The organism is Actinoallomurus sp. NBC_01490 (assembly GCF_036227085.1).
Classification (GTDB): domain Bacteria; phylum Actinomycetota; class Actinomycetes; order Streptosporangiales; family Streptosporangiaceae; genus Actinoallomurus; species Actinoallomurus oryzae.
In genome coordinates, this window is record NZ_CP109433.1 from 6,837,804 (window position 1) to 6,862,543 (window position 24,740).

Annotated in this window: 19 protein-coding genes; 8 read left to right on the plus strand and 11 right to left on the minus strand. The window is 72.4% G+C overall.

Annotation, left to right across the window (positions count from 1 at the left end; genetic code table 11):
* The first annotated feature begins 278 nt into the window (after positions 1–278).
* From OG417_RS31930 to OG417_RS31940, 3 genes are all read left to right on the plus strand, one after another.
* Entirely contained in the window at positions 279–1,748 is a 1,470-nt protein-coding gene (locus OG417_RS31930; RefSeq protein WP_329236410.1) for an ABC transporter substrate-binding protein, read from the plus strand.
* Positions 1,749–1,901: 153 nt separating this feature from the next.
* The gene (locus tag OG417_RS31935; RefSeq protein WP_329236412.1) at positions 1,902–5,297 is read left to right on the plus strand and encodes a hypothetical protein; all 3,396 of its coding nucleotides are present in this window, start codon (positions 1,902–1,904) and stop codon (positions 5,295–5,297) included.
* Positions 5,298–5,377: 80 nt separating this feature from the next.
* Positions 5,378–6,949, plus strand: a complete 1,572-nt coding sequence (locus tag OG417_RS31940; protein ID WP_329236414.1) for an FAD-binding oxidoreductase — start codon at positions 5,378–5,380, stop codon at positions 6,947–6,949.
* A 25-nt stretch (positions 6,950–6,974) separates the two neighbouring features.
* On the opposite strand, the gene OG417_RS31945 is transcribed toward OG417_RS31940, so the two are convergent.
* The 11 genes from OG417_RS31945 to OG417_RS31995 form a co-directional block, all read right to left on the minus strand.
* Entirely contained in the window at positions 6,975–9,509 is a 2,535-nt protein-coding gene (locus OG417_RS31945) for an amylo-alpha-1,6-glucosidase (RefSeq protein ID WP_329236416.1), read from the minus strand.
* A 66-nt stretch (positions 9,510–9,575) separates the two neighbouring features.
* Positions 9,576–9,977: a cupin domain-containing protein gene (locus OG417_RS31950; protein ID WP_329236418.1), complete on the minus strand. Its 402-nt coding sequence runs from the start codon at positions 9,975–9,977 to the stop codon at positions 9,576–9,578.
* A complete protein-coding gene (locus tag OG417_RS31955) occupies positions 9,974–10,387 on the minus strand; it encodes a cupin domain-containing protein (RefSeq protein ID WP_329236420.1) in 414 nt (137 codons plus the stop codon). The genes OG417_RS31950 and OG417_RS31955 overlap by 4 nt, the downstream gene beginning before the upstream one ends.
* A gap of 11 nt (positions 10,388–10,398) precedes the next feature.
* Positions 10,399–11,220 carry a phosphoenolpyruvate hydrolase family protein gene (locus OG417_RS31960; protein WP_329236422.1) on the minus strand — a complete coding sequence of 274 codons (822 nt, stop codon included), beginning with the start codon at positions 11,218–11,220 and terminating at the stop codon, positions 10,399–10,401.
* Positions 11,217–12,458, minus strand: a complete 1,242-nt coding sequence (locus OG417_RS31965; RefSeq protein ID WP_329236424.1) for a Tm-1-like ATP-binding domain-containing protein — start codon at positions 12,456–12,458, stop codon at positions 11,217–11,219. The genes OG417_RS31960 and OG417_RS31965 overlap by 4 nt, the downstream gene beginning before the upstream one ends.
* A gap of 1 nt (position 12,459) precedes the next feature.
* On the minus strand, positions 12,460–12,861 hold the full coding sequence (locus tag OG417_RS31970) for a carboxymuconolactone decarboxylase family protein (RefSeq protein ID WP_329236426.1): 402 nt from the start codon (positions 12,859–12,861) through the stop codon (positions 12,460–12,462).
* A 21-nt stretch (positions 12,862–12,882) separates the two neighbouring features.
* Positions 12,883–13,662 carry an SDR family NAD(P)-dependent oxidoreductase gene (locus OG417_RS31975; RefSeq protein ID WP_329236428.1) on the minus strand — a complete coding sequence of 260 codons (780 nt, stop codon included), beginning with the start codon at positions 13,660–13,662 and terminating at the stop codon, positions 12,883–12,885.
* A gap of 10 nt (positions 13,663–13,672) precedes the next feature.
* Positions 13,673–14,485, minus strand: coding sequence for a carbohydrate ABC transporter permease (locus OG417_RS31980; protein WP_329236430.1), 813 nt, complete (start codon positions 14,483–14,485; stop codon positions 13,673–13,675).
* The gene (locus OG417_RS31985) at positions 14,482–15,423 is read right to left on the minus strand and encodes a carbohydrate ABC transporter permease (RefSeq protein ID WP_329236432.1); all 942 of its coding nucleotides are present in this window, start codon (positions 15,421–15,423) and stop codon (positions 14,482–14,484) included. Before OG417_RS31985 ends, OG417_RS31980 begins: the two co-directional genes overlap by 4 nt.
* A gap of 37 nt (positions 15,424–15,460) precedes the next feature.
* The gene (locus OG417_RS31990) at positions 15,461–16,777 is read right to left on the minus strand and encodes an ABC transporter substrate-binding protein (protein ID WP_329236434.1); all 1,317 of its coding nucleotides are present in this window, start codon (positions 16,775–16,777) and stop codon (positions 15,461–15,463) included.
* Entirely contained in the window at positions 16,774–19,488 is a 2,715-nt protein-coding gene (locus OG417_RS31995) for an alpha-L-rhamnosidase (RefSeq protein ID WP_329236436.1), read from the minus strand. Before OG417_RS31995 ends, OG417_RS31990 begins: the two co-directional genes overlap by 4 nt.
* A 181-nt stretch (positions 19,489–19,669) precedes the next feature.
* Between OG417_RS31995 and OG417_RS32000 the strand changes: the two genes are divergently transcribed.
* Genes OG417_RS32000 through OG417_RS32020 form a run of 5 tightly spaced genes read left to right on the plus strand, consistent with a single transcriptional unit; the run spans position 19,670 to position 24,735 of the window.
* A complete protein-coding gene (locus OG417_RS32000; RefSeq protein ID WP_329236438.1) occupies positions 19,670–20,674 on the plus strand; it encodes an aldo/keto reductase in 1,005 nt (334 codons plus the stop codon).
* A 25-nt stretch (positions 20,675–20,699) separates the two neighbouring features.
* Positions 20,700–22,523 (plus strand): hypothetical protein, encoded by a 1,824-nt coding sequence (locus OG417_RS32005; RefSeq protein WP_329236440.1) that lies wholly within the window; start codon positions 20,700–20,702, stop codon positions 22,521–22,523.
* Positions 22,516–23,562, plus strand: coding sequence for an NAD(P)-dependent oxidoreductase (locus tag OG417_RS32010; protein ID WP_329236442.1), 1,047 nt, complete (start codon positions 22,516–22,518; stop codon positions 23,560–23,562). The genes OG417_RS32005 and OG417_RS32010 overlap by 8 nt, the downstream gene beginning before the upstream one ends.
* Before the next feature lie 2 nt (positions 23,563–23,564).
* Positions 23,565–24,323: an HpcH/HpaI aldolase family protein gene (locus OG417_RS32015; RefSeq protein ID WP_329236444.1), complete on the plus strand. Its 759-nt coding sequence runs from the start codon at positions 23,565–23,567 to the stop codon at positions 24,321–24,323.
* Complete coding sequence (locus OG417_RS32020; protein ID WP_329236446.1) at positions 24,316–24,735, plus strand: VOC family protein; 420 nt, start codon at positions 24,316–24,318, stop codon at positions 24,733–24,735. Before OG417_RS32015 ends, OG417_RS32020 begins: the two co-directional genes overlap by 8 nt.
* The last annotated feature ends 5 nt before the right edge of the window (positions 24,736–24,740 follow it).

The window sequence follows — 24,740 nt, forward strand, 5'->3', positions numbered from 1 at the left end:
ATGACCGACCCCGCCAGAGGTGGTCGTCGGGACACTGCGGCCGCGGGGTCATGACGTCACCGGCGGTGGGCGAGGCGTGCGTGGACGTCGTCCGGACGCGGCGGCGAGGACGGCTCGCGATCCCCACGCACGCGCCGGTCGCCGGCCGCGCCGGCATCCTCCGCGGCCCGTGGCCGGGATCGGCCATCCGTTCAAACGATTGACGAGAGTCTGATTGTCGGGTTACACACTGTGGGAAAAGCTTTTCCTAACGTCATGTCCATGGAGGTGCGACGAACGTGAAAGGCAAGTTCGCGAGACGGCTGATCGCCTCGGCCGTCGCGGCGCTGCTGCTCGGCTGGGCGCCGCAAGCGGCGGTCGCCGGCCAGAAGGTGGGCACAGCGGCGGATGACTGCACCGACGGTGTCAACGTCCCCAACCGCTACAACAAGCCCTTCTGCGTCAAGAAGGACGAGATCTTCATCTTCGCGGCCAACTACAAGCCGTTCGAGGCGTCGGTCGACGATCAGCGCCAGGCCGGAGCGGTGTTCGACACGGTCATCGGCAACAAGCTGCGGCAGGCCTTTCCGAACCTCAAGATTAAGTACGCCACCTGGGACTATCCGGTGCGCTACGAGGATCTTCAGGCGGCCGGGGTCGTGCCCGACATCATCCTCGACAACCCGTACCAGCGCATCGCCCGGGACCTCGAACCGCGCGGCTGGGTTCAGGACATGACGCCCATGATCCAGCAGGGCGGACTGGACCTCAGCAAGCTCAACCAGGGCGCGGTCGAGCAGGTGAAGTCGCGGTCCGCCGGCAAGATGTACGGCGTTCCCGTGTTCGAGAACGACTACGTCCTCTACTACAACAAGAAGATCTTCGACAAGTTCGGGGTGAAGTACCCGAAGTCCGGGATGACCTACGACCAGGTCTACAAGCTGGCCAAGAAGCTGACCCGGCAGGTGGGGACCGACGCGTACAAGGGGTACATGCAGCACCCGGACACCTACCTGCAGTACAACCAGTCGGGGCTGTACCCGTTCGTGCCGACCGACAGCTGGACGCCGAAGCCCGAGGACGCGAAGGTGGACCTCACCACACCGGGGTGGGAAGAGCTCGGCGACAACCTCGACCGGTTCCTCACGATCCCGCACAACGGATTCACCACGGTCGACGACTTCCTCAAGGGAGACATGAGCCGTCCGGGCCATCTGGCGATGGCCGTGGACAGTCTGAGCAGACTGCCCACCTACGCCGGCAGCAACGTGTTCATCAAGCCGGACGACGCGCCGGAGTACGACGAGTTGCGGAAGTCCATCGACGTCGGCGTGACCTCGGTTCCGGTGCTCAAGAAGGGCTCGAAGGCGACGTACCAGCCCAACCAGACCGCGGCCTTCATCCCGCCGCAGTCGAGCCACCAGCAGGACGCGTTCAACATCGTGAAGTGGCTGGTGTCCGAGCAGGGGCAGACCGAGTTGTCGAGCCACGCCATCAAGGGAGTTCTGCAGACCCCGGCGGTCGAGGACAGCTTCGGTAAGGCCATTCCGGAGCTTTCCAAGGTCGACACGTCCGGCGTGTACTGGGGCTCGAACGCGGTGCTGAAGAATTACCAGAACACCAAGTACTGGGACATCCCGATGTACAAGGTGTTCCGTCAGCACGTGCTGACGGACGGCATGAACGTGAGCTCGGCCCTGTCCGTCGCGGAGAAGGAGGACATCCCCGCCTACATCAAGGCCCAGACCGACGCCGGTCTGGACTGGTAACACCGTCCAGATCCGCATCACTCCGGTGGCCGCGGCCCGCCCACGAGAGACAGGGCACCGCGGTCACCGGCGTGTCGCGCGACGATCCGGCGCCTACGACAATGGCAAAAAACGGTCGTATCGCCGGGCGATGGTCCGGCAGGATCTTGGGTCATGCATGCGGACGAGCTGCTGGCCGAGATCGAGCCGATGACCTATGGGGCACGGTGCGCACGTCTCGCCACGCTCCCGATGGGCCCCGCCGAGCGGGCTCGCCTGCTCGGCGAGCTGGGCGAGCGCGGCGCCTATGAGCGCTCGGTGGGCCTGCTCATCGCGGCGGCCGCGCGTGACACGGCTTCGCTGGAGTACATCGCCGCCGCGGCCGGAGACGCCGACGCCGACGTCGCGGCCACGGCGATCGGCCTGGTCGTCCGGCTCGGTGCCGCCGGCGCGGCGGCGTTGACCGCGTTCGTCGGGGACGCTCCGGCGGAGTCGCGCGCGCTGCTGTACCGGGCCGTGCGCCGTTACCGTCGTACGGACCTCGCCGATGACCTGATCGGGCCGGTCCGCGAGCGGTGGGGAGACCGGGAGGCCGCGGCGTTGCTGCCCGCCTGCGGTGCCGCGTCGGTGGACCGCCTGCTGCCGGAGCTCGCCTACGCCGCTGCCAACTGGAGCATGCTGGGCCATGTTCATCCTCGGTCCGTGCTCGACCAGGCCGAACGGGAACTCGCCGAGCTCCCCGGGCAGCTCCGCCGGGCCTGGTGGATCTCGCGTGGCGCGGGCCTGGCCGAGACCGTGGATCACTTTCCGCTGCGGGTGATCGACCTGCTGGAGCGGCACTGGGAGCCGATCGGGCCGGGGAGCGCGCTCGTGCCCAGGCTTGCCCTGCTGATCGCCGCCGCTCCCGAGCGGATGTGCGACCTGTTGCTGCGCCCGGAGGTCCGCCCCTCGCTGGGCCGGCTGCTCCGGGCCAGAAGCGTGCGCGAACGGCTGGTCCGGCTGTTGCCCGAACCTCGGCTCGCCGAGCTGCTGAAGGCCGTACGGGAGGACGACACCGCGCTGGTCCTGCTGCTCAGGACGTTCCCGCCCGCCCGCAGGGAGCCGGTCTTCGACGCGGCCATGGACGGGGTCGACCTCTCCGCCCGGGAGCTCGCTCCCGCGGTGCTCGACGTGCTGCCGCTGGCCCGGCGTGGCCGCGAGGCCCGCCGGATGCTGGGGTTGCGCAAGGTCGCCGACGACCCGTGGCGGACGCTCGAGGTCACCGCCTTCCTGCCCTACGAGCAGGCCGCCGAGACGCTGCGCGAGGTCACGCGGCGGGCCGACGCCGATGAGCGGGGACGCGGCTACGAGCTGCTCATCGGCTGTGCGGGACGCAGCCGCGACCCGGAGATCTTCGGCGACGCGCTCGCGTCGCTGGCGAGGCTGCGCAACGAGCAGGACCCGGTGCGGCAGAGGGCGCTGCGGGCGCTCACCGAGGTGCCGCCGGGCCTGTTGCGGGCCGGGCACGCCCCCGTGCTCGGCCGGTTCATCGAGGACGCCCTCAGCGCACGTGACCTGTCCCACTCGACCGTGCACGCGCTCTCCCGGCTCGTCACGCTGGCCTTCCGGCAGGGAGCCTCCCGCGGCGACCGTGACCTGACGGCCTTCGCGGTCGATGCGATCGGCACGCTCGCCGACCGCGGCAGCGGTGTCCTCGTCGGCCGTCTCGACGACTGCCTGCGCCGCGGCGACGAGTACGAACTGGTGCGCAGCCTCGCGCCCTGGCTGGAGCGGGACACCGCGAGGGACGAGTTCCGGCTCACCTTCGTCCTGGCGGAGGCGCTCGGCCGCCGAGGCCACGACGTGCCCGAGTTGCAGGCGGCCCTGGAGCGGGCCCTGCACGCCAAGCGCGACAGCGTGATCAACCGGGCGATCGGGTACTGGCTCCGCCCGCCGCGTACCCGCGCCGAACGCGTCGAGCACGTCATCGGGGTGGACCGTTCATCGGTGGTGCTGCCGGCGGTGTTCCACGTCCTCGCGACGGAGCGGACGGACCTCCTCCAGAGCGCGCTGTCCGGCGCCGTCCCGGGCGGCCGGTTCTGGCGCCACTCGATCGTCTTCGTCCCGTACGTCCGGCGTCCGTGGCCGCGGCGGTGGACCGCCGCGCAGCGAGCGGCCTACCTGCGACTGCTGCACCGGGCCGCCACCGACCGCTCCGTGCCCGAGAGCGAACGCGCCCGGGCGGTGCGGCTGATCGGTGACGTACCGTCCGCCTCGGCCGAGGAGCTGCGCGGCTACCTGCGCGCGAAGGAACCCCTCGTCCGGCGGGCGGCGCTGACCGCCGCCGCGTGGACCGCGGACCCGCGATCCGTGCTCGGCGAGCTGCTCGGTCAGGCCACCGGCGATGACGCGCACGTCGCCGTCTACGCCGCCACGCGGGCGGCCAGGTTCACCCCGCCGAGCGTGCTGCCGGCGGCGCTCGCCCCCGTCCTCGCGGACGGAAAGATCACCGCCCGTAAGGAGGCGGTTCGGCTGATCGCCCACCATCGGGCGCCCGACGCCGGGGTCATCCTCGCGCGGGCCTGGGACCAGGAGGGACAGCACCGCGACGTCCGTACGACCATCGTCTCGGCCGCCCGGCGGCTCCTCGACCTGCCGGGCAGTGAGCGCATCCTGGCCGAGGCGGTCAGGGGTCCCCGCGACCTGGCCCGGCAGGTCCTCGGAGCCGCGCCGCTCACCGTCGAGCCGCGCCACCGCGCGCGGTACGCCGATCTGGTGGTGGACGCCGCACGCTCCGCCGACCCGACCGTACGGGGCGAGGCGCTCGGCCGGCTGCCCTCCTGGGCGTCCTGGTCGCCGGAGGCCACCGGCACTCTCGCCGCGCAGTTCCGGGACCTCACCGAGACCGTCACCTGGCGGATCGCCCTCGACGGGCTCATCACCTGCGCGATGAGCGGTGACGGAAGGACTGAGCCGCGGGACGCCGACGCGCGGACGGAGCTGCGAAACGCGGTCGCGGCACTCGCCGCCGCCGACGAGCCCGCCGACGCCGAACCGGAACGCGACCTGCCCGCCGCGCAGCGCCTCGACGCCGCCGTCCACGCGCTCGCCCGGGCGGCGCGCGCCGACCGCGACCGCGCCGATCCCGTCCTGGCGGCGATGGACGAGGTGCTGCCCGAACCACTGGGCGCACTGCTCGCCGCCTCCACTCTGCGCTGGGACCGGCCGGGAACCCTGGCCGCGCTGCTCGACCGGCCGATCGGCTCCGCCTTCGCGATCGCCGAGGTCGCCGGGGCGCTGGCGCGGCGGCTCGGCGACGGCGGCCCCTTCGCGGGGACGTCCACCCGGTACGGGGTCGGGAGATTCCCGCACGCCGACGTGCCGGACCCCGCCGACGTGCTCCCCCACGCGACCGCCGCGGCCGAACGCGACGACCTCGCCGCCGGTGCCGCCGCCGTGGCGCTCACCCGTGCCTGCGGACCCCGCGCCGGATGGTCGGCGCCCTGGCGCGGGCTGCTGCGCCGCCTCCGCGCCCACCCCCACCCGGACGTCGCCTACCTCGCCCGCCGGGTCCACACGAGCAGCGAATAGCGCGACAAACAGGGTTCTCGGCGATAAACCCGTGACGTACGAACCCCTCCGGGCTCGGCCGCATCTACACAGCTATGCACATGAGGCGGAGAGAGTTCATACGGGCCGCAGGGCTCACGGCGCTCACGACGGCCGTCGGGGGCGCGTGCAAGCCCACCGGCACGAGTGCGACGTCACCCGGTCCACGCCGCGCGTCCTCCACGCCGAAGAACGCGGACTGGTCGGCGCTCAAGGAATCTCTGCAGGGCCGGCTCATCCGGCCGGATGACATCGCCTACGCGACGGCACGCAAGAACTTCAATCCACGCTTCGACATGATCCGGCCGTCGGGAATCGCCTATTGCGAGAATCCGCACGACGTCGCGGAGTGCGTGAATTTCGTCCGGCGTTATGGCCTGCCGGTGGCGCCGCGGTGCGGAGGGCACAGTTACACCGGTGCCTCGCTCGTCGAGGGCCTGGTCATCGACGTGAGCCCGATGTCGTCGATCCGGGCCGACACCTCGTCGGGCACCGCGCGGATCGGTGCCGGGGCGCGGCTGGTCGACGTCTACGACCGGCTCGCCGCCCAGGGCGTCGCGATACCGGCGGGCTCCTGCCCGACCGTCGGCATCTCCGGCCTGACCCTCGGCGGCGGCGTCGGCGTGGTCGCCCGCAGATACGGGATCCTCTCCGACCGGCTCCGCGCGATCGAAGTGGTGACGGCGGACGGGCGGCGGCTCACCTGTGACGACCGGAACAACTCCGACCTGTTCTGGGCCTGCCGCGGAGGTGGCGGGGCCACTTTCGGCATCGCGACCGATTTCACCTTTGCCACGCATTCCACCTCCGACATCGTCGTTTTCTTCATCAACTGGCCGTGGTCGGTGGCCAAGTCGGTGATCGACGCATGGCAGCGTTGGGCGCCGTTCGCGCCGGACGAGCTCTGGTCGAATCTGCACGTTCTGGACGGCCAACGTCAGTCCAGCCCCACGGTCCAGGTCGGGGGCACCTACCTCGGCGCCCTGGAGGACGCCGAACGGCTGATCGAGACCCTGAAGTCCCGCATCGGCGCGGAGCCCTCCTCCCAGGTGATCGAGCCGACCACGTACGGGCACGCGATGATGATCGAGGCCGGTTGCACGACGCTCACCGCCGATCAGTGCCATCTGCCGGGCGGCCTTCCCGGGCAGACGTCCGCAGGCAGGGAGACCCGCGAACCCGAGTACGCGGCGTCGCACATTTTCACCCGCCCGATAACGGCGGCGGGCATCGACGCGATCCTGTCCGCGGTCCGGGTACGCGGCGGCCTCGCAGGCGGTGGCCAGGGCGGGATCGCCTTCGACGCACTGGGCGGCGCCGTGAACCGAGTACGCGCCGACGCCACGGCGTTCGTCCACCGTGACGGCCTCTTCAACGGGCAGTTCACCACGACGTGGGATACGACGGCGCCGAGCACCGCGACCCGGGCGCAGCAGACCTGGCTGCGCGCGTTCCACACGGCGATGAAACCGTACGCGAGCGGACAGGCGTATCAGAACTACGCCGACGCCGGGCTCACGAACTGGAAACAGGCCTACTTCGGCGACAACTACCCACGACTGCTCACGGTGAAGAACCGATACGACCCCGACCGTCTCTTCCGCTCTCCCCAGACGGTCGGCGCGTCCGCCTGACGAAGTACGTGCCGGCGCCGCGAGGTCACAGCTCGACGTGGTGGTGTCCGGACGGCACCCTGGCGGAGCGGGTCCGGCCGCTTCCGGTGGCCACCTCGACCTTCGTGGGGGCGTCGGCGGTGATGTCGAAGGAGGCGCCCTTCTCCGAAAGCACGAAGGCGCGTACGGCGACCCGGCCGCCCTCGCTGCGGAAGAACGGCCGTCCGTCCCTGGTCACGGTCGTCGTCCGGGGACCGGCGGTGACCGCGTAGCGGTGGCCGCGCAGGACCAGGTTCGACACCGAGTTGGTGCCCGGGAGCGTCAGGCTGCCGAACATCAGCGCCTCCGGCTCGCCCCACGGCTCGTCCGACAGCAACTCGTGGATGGTCTGGACGGCCATCGCGTTGCTCCACGAGTAGGTGCGCCACGCGGTGTCGACGGCCGAGTCCATGATCGACTGACCGGGTTCCGGGTCGAACGACTCCGGGAACCACCCGTCGCGGTCGTAGGCGTTCAGGTACATGGCGGTGCTGCGCGCCGCGAGCTCACCGGCCTCCCGGTCGAAGCCGTACCGCTTGAGCCCCTCGTAGACGGTGAAGTTCATCGGCGGCCACGCCGCGCCCTTCCACTCTTCCGGGGCCCCCTTGTCGTCGTAGTTCTTGAAGAACTTGAAGTGCTCCGACCGCGGATGCACCGGGCCGCCCGAGCAGTACTTCGGGTCGTTGCGCGCGACGCTGGGGATGACGTACTCGCCCCAGAACTCCTTCGGGTCGAGCAGGTGGTCCTCGACGAGCACGCGGGCACGCTCCGGCGTCGCGAGCCCGGCGAGCAGCGGGTAGAAGACCGTCGGTGTCACGACCTCGTTCCAGCCGCCGTCCAGGTAACGGCTCAGGTAGAGCCCGCGCTCCTCGTTCCAGAGCTTGGCGTTGACACCGGTCTTGATCCGCTCGTGGATCGCCTCGAACCGGGTCGCGTCGGCGGTCTTGCCCTGCAGGCGCGCCATCTTGGCCAGGAGCTCCGCCATCAGCGCGTAGTAGGCGTTCAGGGCGACGTCGGTCAGGTTGGTGTTCGGGCGCGGATCGCCGCTTCCCCCCTTCTTCGGGACCTTCCGGTAGTCGGCGTAGACGGGGCTGTCGTCCAGCCCCAGATGGTTGCCGCGCCCGCTGATCCGGTCACCGAAGTAGGGGGACTCGAGCAGGCCGTCGCCGTCGGCGTCCCACTCCGGCAGCAGGTCGAAGAACGCGACCAGCTGGGGATACGCGGTGGCGACCAGGTCCCGGTCCCCGAGCCTGGTGTACAGCCGCCACACCGCGTACGCGTGCATGGGACCGGAGTTCTGCTGGTCGTAGCGCGGCCCGTTGATCTTCACCTGGTCGGGCGGTGGCGGAGCGGCGAAGATGTCGCGTTCGTGCTGCATGGCGAGATCGGCGCTCACCGACGTGGCCTCGATCGCGTCGAAGGCGGAGTCCCAGCCGGTGAACAGGCCGCCGGCGCCGCTCCAGCCCCACATCACGAAGTTGCGCAGGGTCGTCCGGTCGTAGTTGGTGTTGAGCGACAGCGCGTCCCGTACGGCGTCGGCGACGCGCCCGACCGGCCCGGATCCGGTGAGGTAGCCGCGGGTGACCCGCGCCTGGGCGGAGTCGAGCAGGGCCGTGGCCCGGTGCCGCGGCACGGGTTTGAGCGTGACCGGCTCGTCGCCGCAGGTCGCCGTGAAACTGATCGTCTGGCCCTTGGCCAGGTCGTAGCGCAGCGCCGCGACGGCGGTGCCGGCCGCACCGGACCCACCGGTCTCACCGGCGACCATGTCGCCGACCGAGGCGTAGAGCGTCGTACGCTCGGCCGGCTCGTCCGGCGCGAGTGCGAAGTGGCCGGTACGCGACGGGTTCGCCACGCCGGGTTCGGTGCCGAGCACGCATCCGTTCGCCACCTGGAACTTCGGGGTCTCGGTCCACGGCGCCGCGACCTCGAGCACGATCGACAGGTCCGCGTCGAGCGCCGTCACCGCCGCGACGACGCCGCGACCGCCGTCGCTCCGGGCGTAGCGGACGCGGATGCTCCGCTTCTGGTCCTGGGCCGTCGCGTACTTCTGCTCCAGCTGCGGGAGCGTCGCCTGCGCGTCGGTGACCTCCTCCGCGGTGTACCAGTCGGGATGGGCGATCACCTCGCGCAGCGCGTCGAGGTGCGCCGGCATGACCTTGCGGTCGTCCGAGCTGACCACGACCTGCTTGTAGACGCCGTCGGGCGCCGAGGGGCCGAACCGCCACAGGTTGTTGGTCATCTTCTCCCGGATGAGGGTGCCCGCGGCCGTCAGCAGGCCCACCCGGACCGCGAACCGGGCCTCGTCGCGCGTGACGAACAGCGCGCCGCTCCAGTCCTGGTCCTTCACCCCCGGCATGGCGAACGGGCGGGCGAGCGTCGGGTACGGAATCGCACCGGCCCCGCCCGTACGGCCCGCGGCGGCCGGTGCGTCATCGGCCGGAGTCGCGGCGCGGGCCGTCGGTCCGAACGACCCCGCGGCCAGTCCACCGAGCCCGGCCAGTCCGGTGCCGGCCAGGAACCGCCGGCGTGCCATACCTGTCATCGCGGAGCCTTTCGCATCGCTTCGTCAACGCTCGTCAATCGGCCGCCGGCCCGGGGGCCGGACCGGTCAGGTGGTACGGGGGAGGCCGCCGGGTGGGGCCGGGCGGCAGGGGACGTCGTGGCCGGCGGCCTGGGCCGGGTCGCGGTGCAGGTGACCGGGGCGTCCGCCGGGGCGCAGCGGGCCCTCGAAGAAGAAGCCGGTCAGCTCCCCGCGGACCTCGACGATGTCGTGCTCCTCGCCGGCCGGGGTGCACAGCAGATCCCCCGGCCCGACGAGGTAGGTGCGCGGGCCGCTGGTCACGGTGGCCCGGCCGGTGATGATCAGCCAGTACTCGTCGCAGTCGTGGTGGTGGCGGTCGAACCGCCCGCCGGCGGCCGGCACCCGGAAGGGGCCGGCCGCGGTCAGGTCGGACCACGCGGGGCGGTCCCGGCTCCAGGTGTCGCCGTGGGCCGTCCTGATCAGGGTCACCGGCCCGCCTGCGACCATTCCGGGACGGTGCCGGCCTCGTGCAGGCAGAAGTCCGGGGCGCTCTCCAGCGCCTTCTCCTCACCTCCCGGCGTGTAGGTGACGATCAGGCGCAGCGGGCGCCACGTGGTGTTGTGGGTGGAGTGGTAGGCGCCCTTGGGGATGTGGACGGTGTCGCCCTCGCGGATGGTGAACGGCTCACCGTCGTCCACCATCTGCGTGGCCTCGCCGGAGACGACATAGATGATCTCTTCGGCGCCGGGATGGTTGTGCCGCTCGTGGCCGCGGCCGGGGTTGATGATCACCTCGCCGAAGGTGCTGCCCGCGCCGGGCACGCGGGACGGGGTGACGAACCACTTGATCGATCCCCAGTCGAAGGACATGGTGGTGACGTCGCCGGGAGTGACGTGCATGAACGGTCCTCTCAGATCTGCAGGGACTTGAAGGCGGACACCTGGGCGGTGATGGCCTGTTCGGTCGGCAGCCGTTCGACCGAGGAGGCGCCGAAGAAGCCGGCCACGCCCGTGGTGTGCTCCAGGACGTACGCGGCGTCGGCGGGCTCGGCGATGGGGCCGCCGTGGCACAGCACGATGACGTCCGGGCGGACGGCCACCGCCGCGTCGCGCATCGCCTGGACGCGTTCGGCCGCCTCGTCCAGGCCGATCGCGGTGCTCGCACCGATGGTGCCCTTGGTGGTCAGGCCCATGTGCGGGACCAGCACGTCGGCGCCGGCCGCGGCCATCGCCTCGGCCTGGGCGGTGTCGAAGACGTAGGGCGCGGTCAGCAGTTCCCGCTCGGCGGCGAGCCGGATCATGTCGACCTCCAGCTCGAAACCCATCCCCGTCTCCTCCAGGTTCTGCCGGAACACCCCGTCGATCAGGCCGACCGTGGGGAAGTTCTGCACCCCGGTGAAGCCCGTCTCGGCGAGCCGGTCCAGGAACCGCGGCATCAGCCGGAAGGGGTCGGTGCCGCACACGCCGGCCAGGACGGGGGTGTCGCGCACCACCGGCAGCACCTCGCCCGCCATGTCCAGGACGATCTGGTTGGCGTCGCCGTACGGCATCAGCCCGGCCAGCGAGCCCCGGCCGGCCATCCGGTAGCGGCCTGAGTTGTAGATGATGATCAGATCGGCGCCGCCGGCCTCGGCGCACTTGGCCGACAGGCCGGTGCCGGCCCCGGCTCCGATGATCGGGGCGCCTGCCGCGACCGTGGCGCGGAGGCGGTCCAGTGCGGTGGTGCGGTTCACGCGGTCCCTTCCTGATCTTTGATCATTCGGTCCAGCCGTTCGGCCATGGCCCGGCCGAACTCCGGGTCGTTGATGTGCAGGTCGAGGTCGGCCAGTTCCACCGGCGAACCGGCCACGCCCTTGGCCAGCTCGGCGAAGCACTCCGCGTCCGCCTCGGGCCGGCGGAACGCGGCGCCCTCGGCGTCCAGCGCGGACACTCCCCGGCGCGGCAGGTACAGCGCGACCGGGCCGCGCGCCGCCGTCAGCTTGCCGGCGATCCGCCGGCCCAGCTCGGCCATCTCCTCGGTCGTGGTGCGCATGAGCGTCACCGTCGGGTTGTGGACGTACAGGTCGCGGCCCTCGAAGCGGTCCGGCACGGTGTCGCGGGGGCCGAAGTTGACCATGTCCAGGGCCCCCGGCGCGACCACCTGCGGAATGCCGTGCGCGCCCGCGGCGGTCAGCCGGTCCGGGCCCGCCGACAGCACCCCGCCGACCAGATCGTCGGCGAGTTCGGTGGTGGTCAGGTCGAGCACCCCGGCCAGCATCCCGCTCTCGGCCAGCCCCTCCAGCGCCCGGCCGCCCGCTCCGGTGGCGTGGAAGACCAGCACCTCGTAGCCGAGCTCCTCCAGCCGGGCCCGCGCCGCCTCGACGGCGGGTGTGGTGACGCCGAACATGGACGCGGCGACCAGCGGACGCTCGTCGGCGCCGCCGGGGACGGACGTCGTGCCGGACGACGCGGCGGCCATGCCGGCGACGGCCGCCGCCGCGTTGCCGAGGATCCGCCGCGACACCCGGTTGACCCCGGCGATGTCCACGACGCTGTACATCAGCGTGACGTCCTTGGCCCCGACGTACGGGGAGACGTCGCCCGACGCCATGGTCGACACCAGCAGCTTCGGCACGCCGACGGGCAGTTCCCGCATCGCGCGGGCGGCGATGGCCGAGCCGCCGCTGCCGCCGACGGCCAGGACGCCGTCGACACGGCCCCCGGCGTACAGCTCGGTGAGCACCGCGGCGGCGCCTTCGGACATGGTCGCGACGGCGGCCCCGCGGTCACCGGCCGCGCGCAGCGCCTCCAGGTCGGCCCCGGCGGCCTGGGCCACCGCGAGGTTGGTCACGTCCGGGACGATGCCGTCCGGCTCCCCGGTGCCGGCGTCGACGACGAACGGCCGGCAACCGTGATCCCGCAGCCGGTCGCGCAGCCAGGCGTACTCCCGGCCCTTGGTGTCCAGGGTGCCGATGAGAACGATCGTGGTCACCTCAGCCGTCCTTCCCACCGGTGGCGGCGGCGCGCTCCGCGAAGACTCCCCTGGCCACGTTCGCCGCGTTGATGGCGCGCGGGAAGCCGACGTACTGGACGCAGTGGATGATCACCTCGACGATCTCGTCCTCGGTGAGGCCGACGTTGAGTCCGGCCTTGATGTGCCCTTTGAGCTGGGGCGCGCAGTCGCCCATGCCGACCAGCGCGGCGATCGAGGCGATCTGCCGCTGCCGCAGGTCCAGGCCGGGACGAGAGTAGATCTCGCCGAAGTTGAAGTCGATGCCGTAGCGCCCGAGAGCGGCCCCGGGGCCGCTCAGCGCGGCCAGGAGCCGGTCGGCCGCGCCCTCTCCGTACACCTCGTCGTAGCGGTGCCGACCCCGCTGCGAACCAGAACCGTCCATTCGTTCCCTCCCGCTGGGCTTTCAGATGGAGTGTCCGCCGTCCTGCGGCAGAATGACACCGGTCAGGTACGCGGCCGAGGGCAGGCACAGGAAGACGATGGTCTCGGCGAGGTCCTCGGGACGGCCGAGGGTACGCGTGGGGATCTGGGCGAGCAGCGCCTCCCGGACCTCGGGGGTGTCCCGGTCCCGGCCCGGAGTGTGCTGCGCGCCCGGGGCGACGCAGTTCACCGTGATCCCCTCCTCGGCCAGTTCGATGGCCAGCGCCTTGGTCAGCCCGACCACCCCGGCCTTGGCCGCCGCGTAGCCGGTGGCGTTGCGGACGAGCCGCCCGCCGCGCAGTGCGGCGATCGAGGCGATGCTGACGATCCGGGCGCCGTCCCGGCCCCGCATGGCCGGCAGCGCCGCACGCGTCATGTTGAACACGGTGGTCAGGTTGTTGTCGACCATCCGCTGCCATTCCTGCGGCGTCATCTCGGCGAACGGCCGCACCATGCCGCCGCCGGCGCCGTTGACCAGGATGTCGATGCCGCCCCAGGCGTCCCGGACCTGGCCGGCCGCCCGCTGGACGTCGTCGAAGTCGGTGAGGTCGGTGTCCAGTTCGAGGGCCTCGCGCCCCAGCTCCCGCACCGTCTTGCCGAACCGGGTCAGCCCCTCCTGCGCCAGGTCGACCCCGGCCACGTCGCAGCCCTCCTGGGCCAGAGCGCGGCTGATGACCTGGCCGAGCGCACCGCCCGCGCCGGTGACGACCGCCTTCTTCCCGGCGAGCCGCATGGCCGATCCCCTTTCGTCGATGTGTGTCATGGCACGTGCCTCACTTGAGGGCACCCGACGTCATGCCCTGGATGAAGTGCCGTTGCAGCACCAGGTAGACGACGATGATCGGGACGCTGGCCAGGGTGACCCCGGCCGCGATCATCGACCGGTCCACGCTGTACTCGCCGATGAAGAACATGATCCCGGTGGACACCGGGCGCAGGTTCTCGTCCTGCCCGTACAGCAGCGGGATCAGGAACATGTTCCAGGTGAACATGAACTGCAGCACCACCATGGTGATCAGCCCCGGCCGGGCGAGGGGCAGCATGATCCGGCTGAACACCCGCCACTCCCCCGCGCCGTCCAGCCGGGCCGCGTTGCCGATCTCCTCGGGCAGCTCGCGGAAGAACGAGCGCATCAGGAAGGTCCCGAAGGCCAGGCCGAGCGCGATGCTCGGCACGATGACGCCCCAGTAGCTGCCGAGCAGGTCGAGGTCGCGCACCAGGTAGTACTGCGGCACCATGATCGACTGGAACGGGATCATGATGCCCAGCAGGAACACGCCGAGCAGGTACTTCTCGCCGGGCAGCCGCCGGGTGCCGAGCGCGTAGCCCGCCAGGCAGGACAGCACGGTCACGCCGGGCACCACGAACGCGCAGTACAGCACGGTGTTGCCGAGGTACTTGCCGAACCGGCCGGTGGTCCAGGCGTCGGCCAGGTTCCCCCACTGCGGGCTGGTGGGCAGCCCGAACGGGTCGGCGTTGATCTCGCTGTTGCTCTTCAGCGCCGACGACCAGATCCACACGAACGGCAGCAGGAAGAGCACCAGGAACATCGAGAGGATGACGTACCGGGCGGTGCGAGTGATCATCGCTCGCCCCTCTCCCGGAGGCGGACGACGGCCAGCGACACCACCAGCGACAGGACGGTGAGCACCAGCGAGATCGCCGCTCCGTAGCCGACCTCGTTCTCCATGAAGGCCTTCTGGTAGGTGTAGGTGGCGAGCAGCTGGGTGCTGTTGTCCGGACCGCCCTTGGTCATGATCCAGACGTGGTCGAACGCCTGGAACCCGTGCACCAGCAACAGCACCGTCACCAGCGTGACCGCGCTGGACAGCTGCGGCACCACCACGTGCCGGAACCTCTGCCAGGCGCCGGCGCCGTCCACCCGGGCGGCGTCCAGCAGGTCCTGGTCGACGTTGTGCAGCGCGGCCGTGAAGATCACGAAGGCCAGCCCGACCGTGGCCCAGACCGAGGCCACCAGCACCGCGTAGAGCGCGAAGTCCGGGTCGCCCAGCCAGCCGTGGCTCCACGACCCCAGCCCGACCGCGGACAGGCCGCGGTCGAGGATGCCGAAGGCGGGGCTGTAGATCCAGCTCCACACGATGCCGACGATGATGGCCGGGAGGATCTGCGGCATGAAGTAGACGGTGCGGAACAGCGTGAACCCGCGCGGCCGGCTCCACACGAGCATGGCCAGCAGCAGGCTCACCGCCATCGCCGCCGCCGTGCCGAGCACCACCCAGATCAGGTTGTGCCCCAGCGCCCGCCAGAACAGGGAGTCGTGCACGAGCCGGTCGAAGTTGCCCAGGCCGATGAACCGCTTGTGGGGCCGCGCGCCGTCCCAGTCGGTGAGGCTCAGGTAGACCGACTGGACCAGCGGATACAGGATGAACACCGCGTACACGGCGAGGGCGGGGAGCACGAACAGGTATCCGGACACGCGCCGGTCGCCGGGCCGGCGGCGGGCGGCGGGCGCCGCGGAGCGCCCGGCGAGCGGCGGCCTGGCCCGGGTCATCGTGGTCGCCATGCCGCCTCCCTCCGCGGGGCGGGGAGGATTCGCATCACTACAGTCCCTTCTCCCACGCCTTCTGCAGGTCGTCGGCCTGCCGCGCCGGAGTCTTGCGGCCCTGGACGACCGCCTGGAAGCCGCTGGTCATCGCATTGAGGAAGCCGGGTGCCGCCTTGCCGTGGTTGACCGAGTAGCCGAGGTTGCGGGTGGCGTCGCCGCCGCCGTTCTGCGCGGCGGTGAGCGCCTGCTTCTGCAGGGACGACAGCGTCCAGCCGGACGGGTCGAACGGCACGGGCGGGAAGATCTTGCCCTGCTCCACCCAAACGCGCAGCGCCTCCGGCTGGTAGAGGGAGTCCAGGAACCTCCCGGCCTCGTCGGCGTGCTCGGACTTGGCCGAGATGTAGTAGGCCGAGCCGGTGCCCGCCGGGTAGACACGGTCGCCGCCGTCGATGGAGGGCATCGGCATGATGCCGACCTCCTGGCCCTTCAGCCCCTTCTCGACCGCGCCGACGGCCCAGGTGCCGTTGATGTTCATCAGGGCCTTGCCGGCCAGGAACATCGACTGCGCGTCGGGGCCGTGCAGGGAGTTGAGGTCGTCGATGAACCCGCCCGCCTTGACCAGGTCGACGAAGAACAGCTGGATGGCCTGCCTCATCTGGGGTGTGTTCCAGCCGCCCCTGCCGTCGAAGATCAGGTCGCCCATGGCCCGGCCGCCCACGATGTTGTTGGTCATCAGGGAGAAGGCCCACCAGCACGGGTAGACGTCGGCCTGTCCGTAGGCGATCGGGACGTACTTCTTGGCCTTGGCCTTGGCGCAGAAGTCCAGCAGCTCGTCGAACGTCTTCGGGACGGTCAGTCCGGCCTTGTCGATCAGCGTCTTGTTGTAGAAGAGAACGGTGGTCTCGGTCTCGTTCGGCAGCCCGTAGAGCTTGCCGTCCAGCCGCGCCTCCCGGGCGGCGAACGGCGTGATCTTCTTCAGCCAGCCGTACTTGGCGGCCAGGTCGTCCAGCGGGCGGAGCAGTCCGGCCTCGGCCAGCACCCCGGCGTTGCCCTTGCCCACCTCGTAGTAGATGACGTCGGGGCCGGTGCCGGAGGCCAGCGCGGTCTTGCCCACGGTGGCCATCTGGTCGCCGGGCTGGGTGGTGCGGTCGATGGTGACGCCCCCCGACCGCCGGTAGAGGTCGTAGACCTTCCTCACGGCCTCGTTCTGCGGGGACGTGGTGAACTGGTCCCAGACCTTGAGCGCGGTGCCGCCGCCGCCCGTACGGCCGAAGCCACAGGCGCTCAGCCCCAGCGCCGCGACGGCCGCGCCGCTCAGCCGCAGGAAGTCGCGGCGGCTCGGACCCGGGGCGGTTCGTCTGCCGTTGTTCAAGGGATCCTCCGTGTGGTGGGGTGCCAGGCGGCCGTGAAACGGTGGCGGCCGGGCGGAACGGCGCAGACCAGCTCGCCGTCGTGCCGGGCGAGGACGTCCACTCGTTCGGTGGCGGGGCCGCCGTCCACCAGCACGCTGCCGGGGTCGGTGGTCGGCACGTGGACGGTGGCGGGTTCGCCCGGCGGGATCAGCACGTCGAGGGCGATGCCGTCACCGGTCAGCGACCAGGCCGACTCGATCCGCCCGCGTACGGTCTCCTGAGCGGCCGAGGCCCAGGTCAGCGCGCCGCCCGGATGCGGGCGCAGGACGATGCGGCGGTAGCCGGCGGAGTCGGGGGCCTGCGCGATGCCGGCCACTCCCCCGTACAGCCAGTCGCCGACGGCGCCGAGGCTGTAATGGTTGAAGGAGTTCATGGTGGCGGACTGGAAGCCGCCGTCCGGGGTCCAGCCGTCCCAGCGCTCCCAGACCGTGGTGGCGCCGTGCCGTACGGAGAACAGCCAGCTCGGGAACGTGTCCTGGTGGAGCAGGGCGTACGCGAGGTCGGCGCGGCCGGCACGGGTCAGCACCGGGCACAGCAGGGAGACGCCGATGAACCCGGTGGTCAGGTGGTGGTCGTGCTTGCCCACGTCGTCCGCCAGGTGCCCGGCGGCGGCCCGTTCCAGCTCCGGCGGGAGGAGACCGAACTCCAGGGCCAGCAGGTAGCCGGTCTGGGTGTCGCCGTGGACGCGGCCGTCCGGCTCCACGAAGCGGTCGATGAAGGCCCGCCGTACGTCCGCCGCCAGCGCCTCGTGCCGCTCCGCGTCGCCGGTGCGGCCGAGCACCCGCGCGGCCTTGCCCACCAGCTCGGCCGACCGGGCGAAGTAGGCGGTGGCCAGCACCTCCCGAGGAGTCTCGGCGCCGATCTGCAGCCAGTCGCCGTAGTGCCGTCCCGTACGGCGGCGCCAGACCAGGTCGGGATTGTGCCGGCGGATGTGCTCGACCCAGAGCACCATCGCCGGGTAGGAACGCTCCAGGATCCGCTCGTCGCCGTACAGCCGGTACAGCGTCCACGGGACGATCACCCCGGCGTCGCCCCAGCCGGGCGCGCCCTCGCGCAGGATCGACACCTTGGGCGCGACGTCGCCGAACGCGCCGTCCTCGTCCTGCCCGGCCAGGACGTCCTCCATCCAGCCGGCGAAGAACGCGGAGACGTCGGCGCCGCGGGCCGCGGTGGGCAGGAAGACCTGGGCGTCGGCGAGCCAGCCGAGCCGCTCGTCGCGCTGCGGGCAGTCGGTGGGCACCGAGACGAAGTTGCCGCGCTGCCCCCAGCGGATGTTGGCGTGCAGCCGCTCCACGTCGGGGTCGCTGCAGGAGAACGCGCCCGTCCACGGGGTGTCGCTGTGCAGCACCGCGCCCACCACGTCGCCCGGTTCCGGGACTCCCGGGTAACCGGACAGCTCGACGTACCGGAAGCCGTGAAAGGTGAAGGCGGGTTCGTAGACCTCGACCGGCGCGCCCGAGCAGACGTAGACGTCGCGCGCCTCCGCGCGGCGCAGGTTGTCGGTGTAGAGGCGGCCGTCGGGGTCGAGCATCTCGGCGTGGCGGAGCACGATGTGAAGGCCGGCCTCGGCGCCGCGTACGGTCAGCCGGACGCGGCCGACGATGTTCTGGCCGAGGTCGGCGATGACCGTGCCGTCGGGCCGGGCCGACACCTCGACGGCCTGCATGCGGGTCGTGACGCGCACGGGCTGGGCGCGGGCGGCCCGCAGCTTCGTGGTGTCGCGGCCGGCGACGATCGCCCGCGGCCAGCCGGCGTCGTCGAACCCCGGCCCGTCCCAGCCGTCGTTCGGTATCCGGGCGTCGTGGTACTCGCCCATCAGCAGGTCGGAGTGGCGGATCGGGCCGGGTGACTCGCGCCAGCGCTCGTCGGTGCCGAGCCACATGCGCTCCCCGTCGGGGAACTCCACGAGCAGCCGCGCGATGAACGCGGGCCGGTCTCCGTAGATCTTGCCGGCCCGGCGCGGGTCGAAGCCGACGAAGCCGCTCCACCAGCCGTCCCCGACGAGCGCCGCGAGCACGTTCGGGCCCTCGCCGAGCAGGGCCGTGACGTCGTAGGCCCGGTACTGAACGCGTTCGCGGTAGTCGCTCCAGCCGGGTTCCAGCTCCGCGTCCGAGACGGGCCGGCCGTTGACGCTCGCCCGGTAGACGCCGTGCGCGGAGGCGTACAGCCGGGCACGCGCCGGCCGCCGGGGCAGCGCGAAGGCCCGGCGCAGCCGCAGGCAGGGCGCCAGATGCCGGGTGTTGAGGGTGCGGTGGTCGTCGCGAGGCGGCTCGAACAGCGGCAGGGTGTTCTCGTCCCGGGTGATCCAGGCGGCGCCGGCCCAGCCGTCCGGGCTCATCAGCCCGGTCTCGAACCAGGACGACGCGTGCCCGTCGAGCCGGCCGTCGCGGTCCCGGACCTCGACGTCCCACCGGTAGCGCGTGCACGGCCGCAGCTCCGCTCCGCGGTAGGCCACCGAGGTGGCGTCCGACTCGGTCCGGCCCGTGTCCCAGATTTCGGTCGCACCGGAGGGTGCGGCGGGTTCGGCGGTGACGCGGAGCCGGTAGGCGCTCTGCCGGTCGGCGACGCGCGAGGAGCGCAGCCGCCAGGACAGCCGGGGGGACTGCTCGTCGACGGTGGTCGGTTCGGTGAGGAATTCGCAGGCCAGGCCGTAAGGAACGAGGCTCGGCACGGATCGGCCACCTCCTTTCGGACGCACCCGGCCGTCGGTGAAGGGACAACGACGGGTGATCCAGGTCACGTACCGGCCGTGATCGTAAGACGCGTTTTTCGGATTGGTCAACCGGTTGACCAATTTCAGGGAGCGGTTTACGGTCCGGTCGAACCCAGGCATTCAGAAGGGCGGCGGTGCGGTGGAGTACTCCCTCCTCGGTCCTTCGGGCATCCGGGTGTCGCGGATCTGCCTCGGCACGGCGACGTTCGGCGTGGCCCCTGCCGCGGCGGACGCCACCCGGCTCGTACACGCGGCCCTGGACCGCGGGATCAACTTCGTCGACACCGCGAACTCCTACGGCCATCTCGCGCACTTCGACCGTCCCGGCGCGCCGCCGTCGGCGGCGCGCGAGCCCGCCGAGGAACTGGTCGGCCGGGCGCTGCGCGGGCGGCGTGACGAGGTGGTGCTGGCCACCAAGGCGGGCGAGCCGGTCGGGCCGGGGGCGGGCGACCGGGGGCTGTCCCGGCGGCACCTGTTCCGCCAGCTCGAGGCCAGCCTGCGCCGGTTGCGCACCGACCACGTCGACCTCTACTACGCCCACCACCCCGACCCGGACACCCCGCTGGACCAGACGCTGCGGGCGTTCGACGACATGGTGCGGCAGGGCAAGGTCCGCCACGCGGCGCTGTCGACGTACCCGGCCTGGCAGCTGACCCACGCCCTGTGGATCGGCAGCGACCTGCGGCTCGACCCGCCGGTGTGCGCCCAGGTCCGCTACAACCTCGTGGACCGCGCGGTGGAGCGGGAGATCGTGCCCGCCGCCCAGCGGTTCGGGCTGTCGCTGGTGGCCTTCAGCCCGCTGAGCGGCGGGTTGCTGGCGGGCGAGGACGCGGCCTCCCGCGAGTACGCCGGCGAGCGGCGGTGGGGCGGGAAGGGCTACTCGGCCCGGCAGCGGGAGGCGGCCGGACGGCTGTCCGCGCTGGCCCGGGAGTGGGGGCGACCGCCCGAACGGCTGGCGCTGGCCTGGCTGCTGGCCCGCCCCGGCGTGGCCAGCGCGATCGTCGGCCCCGAGACCCCCGCCGAGCTGGACGCGAGCGTCGCGGCGGCCGGGCTCGCCCTCACCCCCGAGCAGGTCGCGGCGCTCGACGCGATCGGCGAGAGCGGCCGGGACCTCGTCGAACCGGTCCGCCGGTCGGCCAGATGAGCGCCGATCGGAAGGGTGACCGCCCGTGACAGGAGCCGCCTCCACGGAGCCCGCTCCCCGGCCGCTCGGCCATGGGCCGCTGCGCGCCGACCTGCTCGGCGCGGCGCTCGACCACGTCCGGTTCGCCGGCACGCCGGTGCTGCGGCGGGTCTACGTCGGGGTCCGCGACCGCCGCTGGCGGACCGTACCCGCGCGGGTGCTCGGCGTCGAGGAGACCGGCGACCGCACCACCGTCGAGGTCCGGCACGACAACGGCGACGTCGGCTTCCGCTGGACCGGCACGATCATCCTCACCGATCGCGAGCTCACCTTCGCGATGGACGGGCGGGCCGAACGCGGCTTCCTGCGCTGCCGCGTGGGGCTGTGCCTGCTGCACCCGCTGCGCCTGGCCGGCACGTCCGTCCGCGTCCGGGGACCCGGCGGCGAGCACACCGGCCGGTTCCCCGAACGGATCAGCCCCCACCAGCCGCTGCGCGACATCGTCGCGATGCGGTACCACGACGGCGGGCTGGAGGTCTCGATCGAGCTGGACGGCGACGTCTTCGAGACCGAGGACCAGCGCAACTGGACCGACGCCTCCTACAAGACCTACGGCACGCCGCTGGCGCTGCCCTTCCCCGTCCGGTTGCGCCGTGGCGAGCGCGTCCGCCAGCGGATGCGCCTGCGCGTCACGGGCCGGCCCGGCCCCGCCCGGGTGCCCGCCCGGGGCCCGGCCGGCGTACGGCTCGGCGCGGACGGACCGCCGCTTCCGGCGATCGGGTTGCAGCACCGCGGCCCCGTCCCCGGCGAGGCGTCGCTCCAGGCCCTGGCGGAGGCCGGACCCGCCTTCGTCCACGCGGACGTCCGGCTGGATCTGGACGACTGGCGGGAGCGCGTCGCCGAGGCCGGCGAGGTCGCGCGGAGGCTTCGGGTCCCTCTGCGGGTCGGCGCGGCGCGCGCGACGCCCGGGCGGATCGCCGAGCTGGCCGGAACGCCCATGGACACGCTCCTGGCGTTCGGGCCCCGCATGACCACGACACGGGAGCTCGCCGAGGCGGCACGGCGGGCGTTCGCGGGCACCGGCGTACGGATCGGCGGCGGCAGCCGGGCGCACTTCGCCGAGCTGAACCGGGCGGACGGGCTGCCGGTGGAGCTGCTGGACCTCCTGTGCTTCCCGATCACGGCGACCGCGCACGCCGACGACACCGCCAGCGTGCGGGAGACCCTGCGGGTCCATCCCCAGGTGGTGGCGCAGGCCCGCGAGCTGGCGCGCGGGCGGCCGGTGCTGGTCGGCCCGGTGAGCCTGCGGCCGGCCTGGGACCCCTGGGCGCCGGACGCACCGCCCCCGCCGCCCGACCCCCGGCACCGCGGCCTGTTCGGCGCGGCCTGGACGGTCGGCGCGCTGGCGGCGCTGGGCCTCGCGGGCGCGGCGGAGATCTCCCTGTACGAGACGGTCGGCCCGCGCGGTGTGGTGGGGGCGCCGGTGTGGCACGTGCTCGACGCGCTCCGGCCGTACGCGGGCGGGCGGCTCGTCCGGCTGGACCTGCCGGAGGGGCTGACCGGGCTGGCCGTCCGCAAGGACGCCCGCCACCTGATCATCGTCGCCAACCCGTCGGACGAGCCCCGGGCCCTCGACCCCGGCGGGCGCGACTGGGCACTGCCGGAGCCCGTCGCGGCGTCCGGCGCCGCCCGGCCGGGCGGCGGGACTCCGCGGCGGGCCCGGGGCGAACGGCCGGTGCGCGACGGCCCGCTCGTCCTGCCCGGCCCGTCCGTCGCCATCAGCCCCCCGGCCGCCGCGTTCAGCCCCCCGGCCGCCGCGTTCAGCGCCCCGGCCACCCGCACCTGCCAGGAGAGGACTCCGGATGCCTGAGCCGTTCCGCGTCGGCCTGACGCGCGACTTCCTGACCGACGACGGCCGCATCGGCTGGGGCGACATCGGCCTGCGCAGGCTCGACCAGGCCGACAACGTCGTCTGGGACTTCCTGCCCGCCGCCGAGGGCGGAGAGCTCACCGCCGCCGACGTCGCCGGGTACGACGCGCTCGTCGTGCTGGGTCCCCGCGTCACCGAGGCCACGGTCGCGGGCGCCGACCGGCTCGCGCTGGTGGCGCGCTTCGGCGTCGGCTACGACAACGTGGACGTCCCGGCCTGCACCGAGGCGGGGGTGCTGGTGACGATCACTCCCGACGGTGTCCGCCGGCCCGTCGCGGTGTCCGCGCTGACCATGCTGCTCGCGCTGTCCCACCGGGTGCTTATCAAGGACCGGCTGGTACGCACCGGCCGCTGGGACGACAAACTCGACCACATGGGCGTCTCCACGTCCGGGCGCACCCTCGGGCTGGTCGGGTGGGGCAACATCGGGTCCGAGGTGTCGCGGCTGTGCGAGCCGCTCGGCATGACGCAGCTGGCCGCCGACCCGTACGCCGATCGGCGGGCCGCCGCCGCGCGGGGCGTCGAGATCGTCGGGCTGGAGGAGCTGCTGGCCCACGCCGACTTCGTCGTCGTCACCTGCGCGCTCACCCCGCAGACGCATCACCTGCTCGACGCCGGCCGGCTCGCCCTGATGAAGCCCACCGCGTTCTTGGTCAATGTGGCGCGCGGGCCGATCGTCGAGCAGGGCGCGCTGACCCGGGCCTTGGCCGAAAGGCGCATCGCGGGCGCCGCCCTCGATGTCTTCGAATCCGAACCGCCGCGCCCCGACGACCCGCTCCTGTCGCTGCCGAACGTGCTGCTCGCCCCGCACGCCATCGCGTGGACCGACGAGCTGGCCCGCGGCAACGGCGAGGGCGCCATCGCCGCGGTGCTCGACCTGGCCGCCGGCCGGGAGCCGGCGCACCCGGTGAACCCGCGGGCACTGGACCATCCCCGGCTGCGGGCACGCATACACCACTCACGGAAGGCCGTTCGCTGACCATGACCATCAAGCAGGAACTCCGCGACGGAGACCTCATCCTGGGCACCTTCGTCTTCGAGTTCGCCACCCTGGGCATCGGACGGCTGGCCGCCGGGGCCGGGGCGCGGTTCGTCATCTACGACGCCGAGCACACCGGCTGGGGCTGGGAGAAACTCGGCGGGCTGGTCGCCACCACGCGCGGCGCCGACGCTCTCATCCGCGTACCGCACGCCGCCCGCACCACGATCTCCCGCGCGCTGGACACCGGGGCGCGCGGCGTCATGGTGCCGATGGTCGAGTCGGCCGAGCAGGCCCGCGACATCGTGCGCTGGGCCAAGTACCCGCCGGACGGGGTACGCGGCGCCGCGTTCGGGGTCGCCCACGACGACTACTCCGCCACGGACAACGTCGCCTACATGCGGCGGGTCAACGACGAGCACCTGGTCATCACGCAGATCGAGACGGCGGCGGGCCTGGCCGCCGTCGAGGAGATCGCCGCCGTCGACGGGGTGGACGTGCTGTGGGTCGGCCACTTCGACCTGACCAACAGCATGGGCATCCCCGGGCGGTTCGACCACCCCGACTACCTGGCGGCGCTGGACCGGGTCGCGGCGGCGGCGCGGGCGGCGGGCAAGCACGCCGGGTTCATGGCCGGCGGCCCGCAGGAGGCCGAGATGCTGATCAAGCGGGGCTTCCGGATCCTGGCCTACGGCGGCGACCTGTGGATCTACCAGGCCGCGCTGCGGTCCGGGCTGAGCGAGGTCCGGGCACTTGTCTGAGCTGCCCGGCCGCCCGCCGCGGGTGGACTTCGTCGACCACGTGGCGGTCGCGGTGCACGACGCGGACGCGGCGCTGCCCTTCTACGTGTCCCGGCTCGGGTTGATGGTCGTCGGCGACGAGGAGGCCGACGACCCCGGCGTCCGGCTCACCTACCTGGACGGCGGCAACGTGCTGATCCAGCTCGTCCAGCCGCTGCGGCCCGGCCCGGTCGCCGATTTCCTGCGCACCCGCGGCGAGGGACTGCACCACCTGTGCTTCAACGTCGAGCGGATCGAGCCGGTGCTGGGCGCGCTGTCCGGCGAGGAGGGCGCGAAGATCTTCGCCGGAGGCCGGGGCCGGCGGGCCTGCTTCCTGCTGCACGAGCCGAACGGGGTCCGCGTGGAGCTCACCGAGCGGGAGCCGCTCGCATGACCGAG

Excerpts from the sequence above, each read along its gene's own strand:
- OG417_RS31955 (WP_329236420.1), bottom strand. The coding sequence starts at position 10,387 with ATGCACGTCACTCCCGGCGACGTCACCACCATGTCCTTCGACTGGGGA.
- OG417_RS31975 (WP_329236428.1), bottom strand. The coding sequence starts at position 13,662 with ATGACACACATCGACGAAAGGGGATCGGCCATGCGGCTCGCCGGGAAG.
- OG417_RS31980 (WP_329236430.1), bottom strand. The coding sequence starts at position 14,485 with ATGATCACTCGCACCGCCCGGTACGTCATCCTCTCGATGTTCCTGGTG.
- OG417_RS32015 (WP_329236444.1), top strand. The coding sequence starts at position 23,565 with ATGACCATCAAGCAGGAACTCCGCGACGGAGACCTCATCCTGGGCACC.
- OG417_RS31935 (WP_329236412.1), top strand. The coding sequence starts at position 1,902 with ATGCATGCGGACGAGCTGCTGGCCGAGATCGAGCCGATGACCTATGGG.
- OG417_RS31970 (WP_329236426.1), bottom strand. The coding sequence starts at position 12,861 with ATGGACGGTTCTGGTTCGCAGCGGGGTCGGCACCGCTACGACGAGGTG.
- OG417_RS31945 (WP_329236416.1), bottom strand. The coding sequence starts at position 9,509 with ATGACAGGTATGGCACGCCGGCGGTTCCTGGCCGGCACCGGACTGGCC.
- OG417_RS32010 (WP_329236442.1), top strand. The coding sequence starts at position 22,516 with ATGCCTGAGCCGTTCCGCGTCGGCCTGACGCGCGACTTCCTGACCGAC.
- OG417_RS31940 (WP_329236414.1), top strand. The coding sequence starts at position 5,378 with ATGAGGCGGAGAGAGTTCATACGGGCCGCAGGGCTCACGGCGCTCACG.
- OG417_RS31985 (WP_329236432.1), bottom strand. The coding sequence starts at position 15,423 with ATGGCGACCACGATGACCCGGGCCAGGCCGCCGCTCGCCGGGCGCTCC.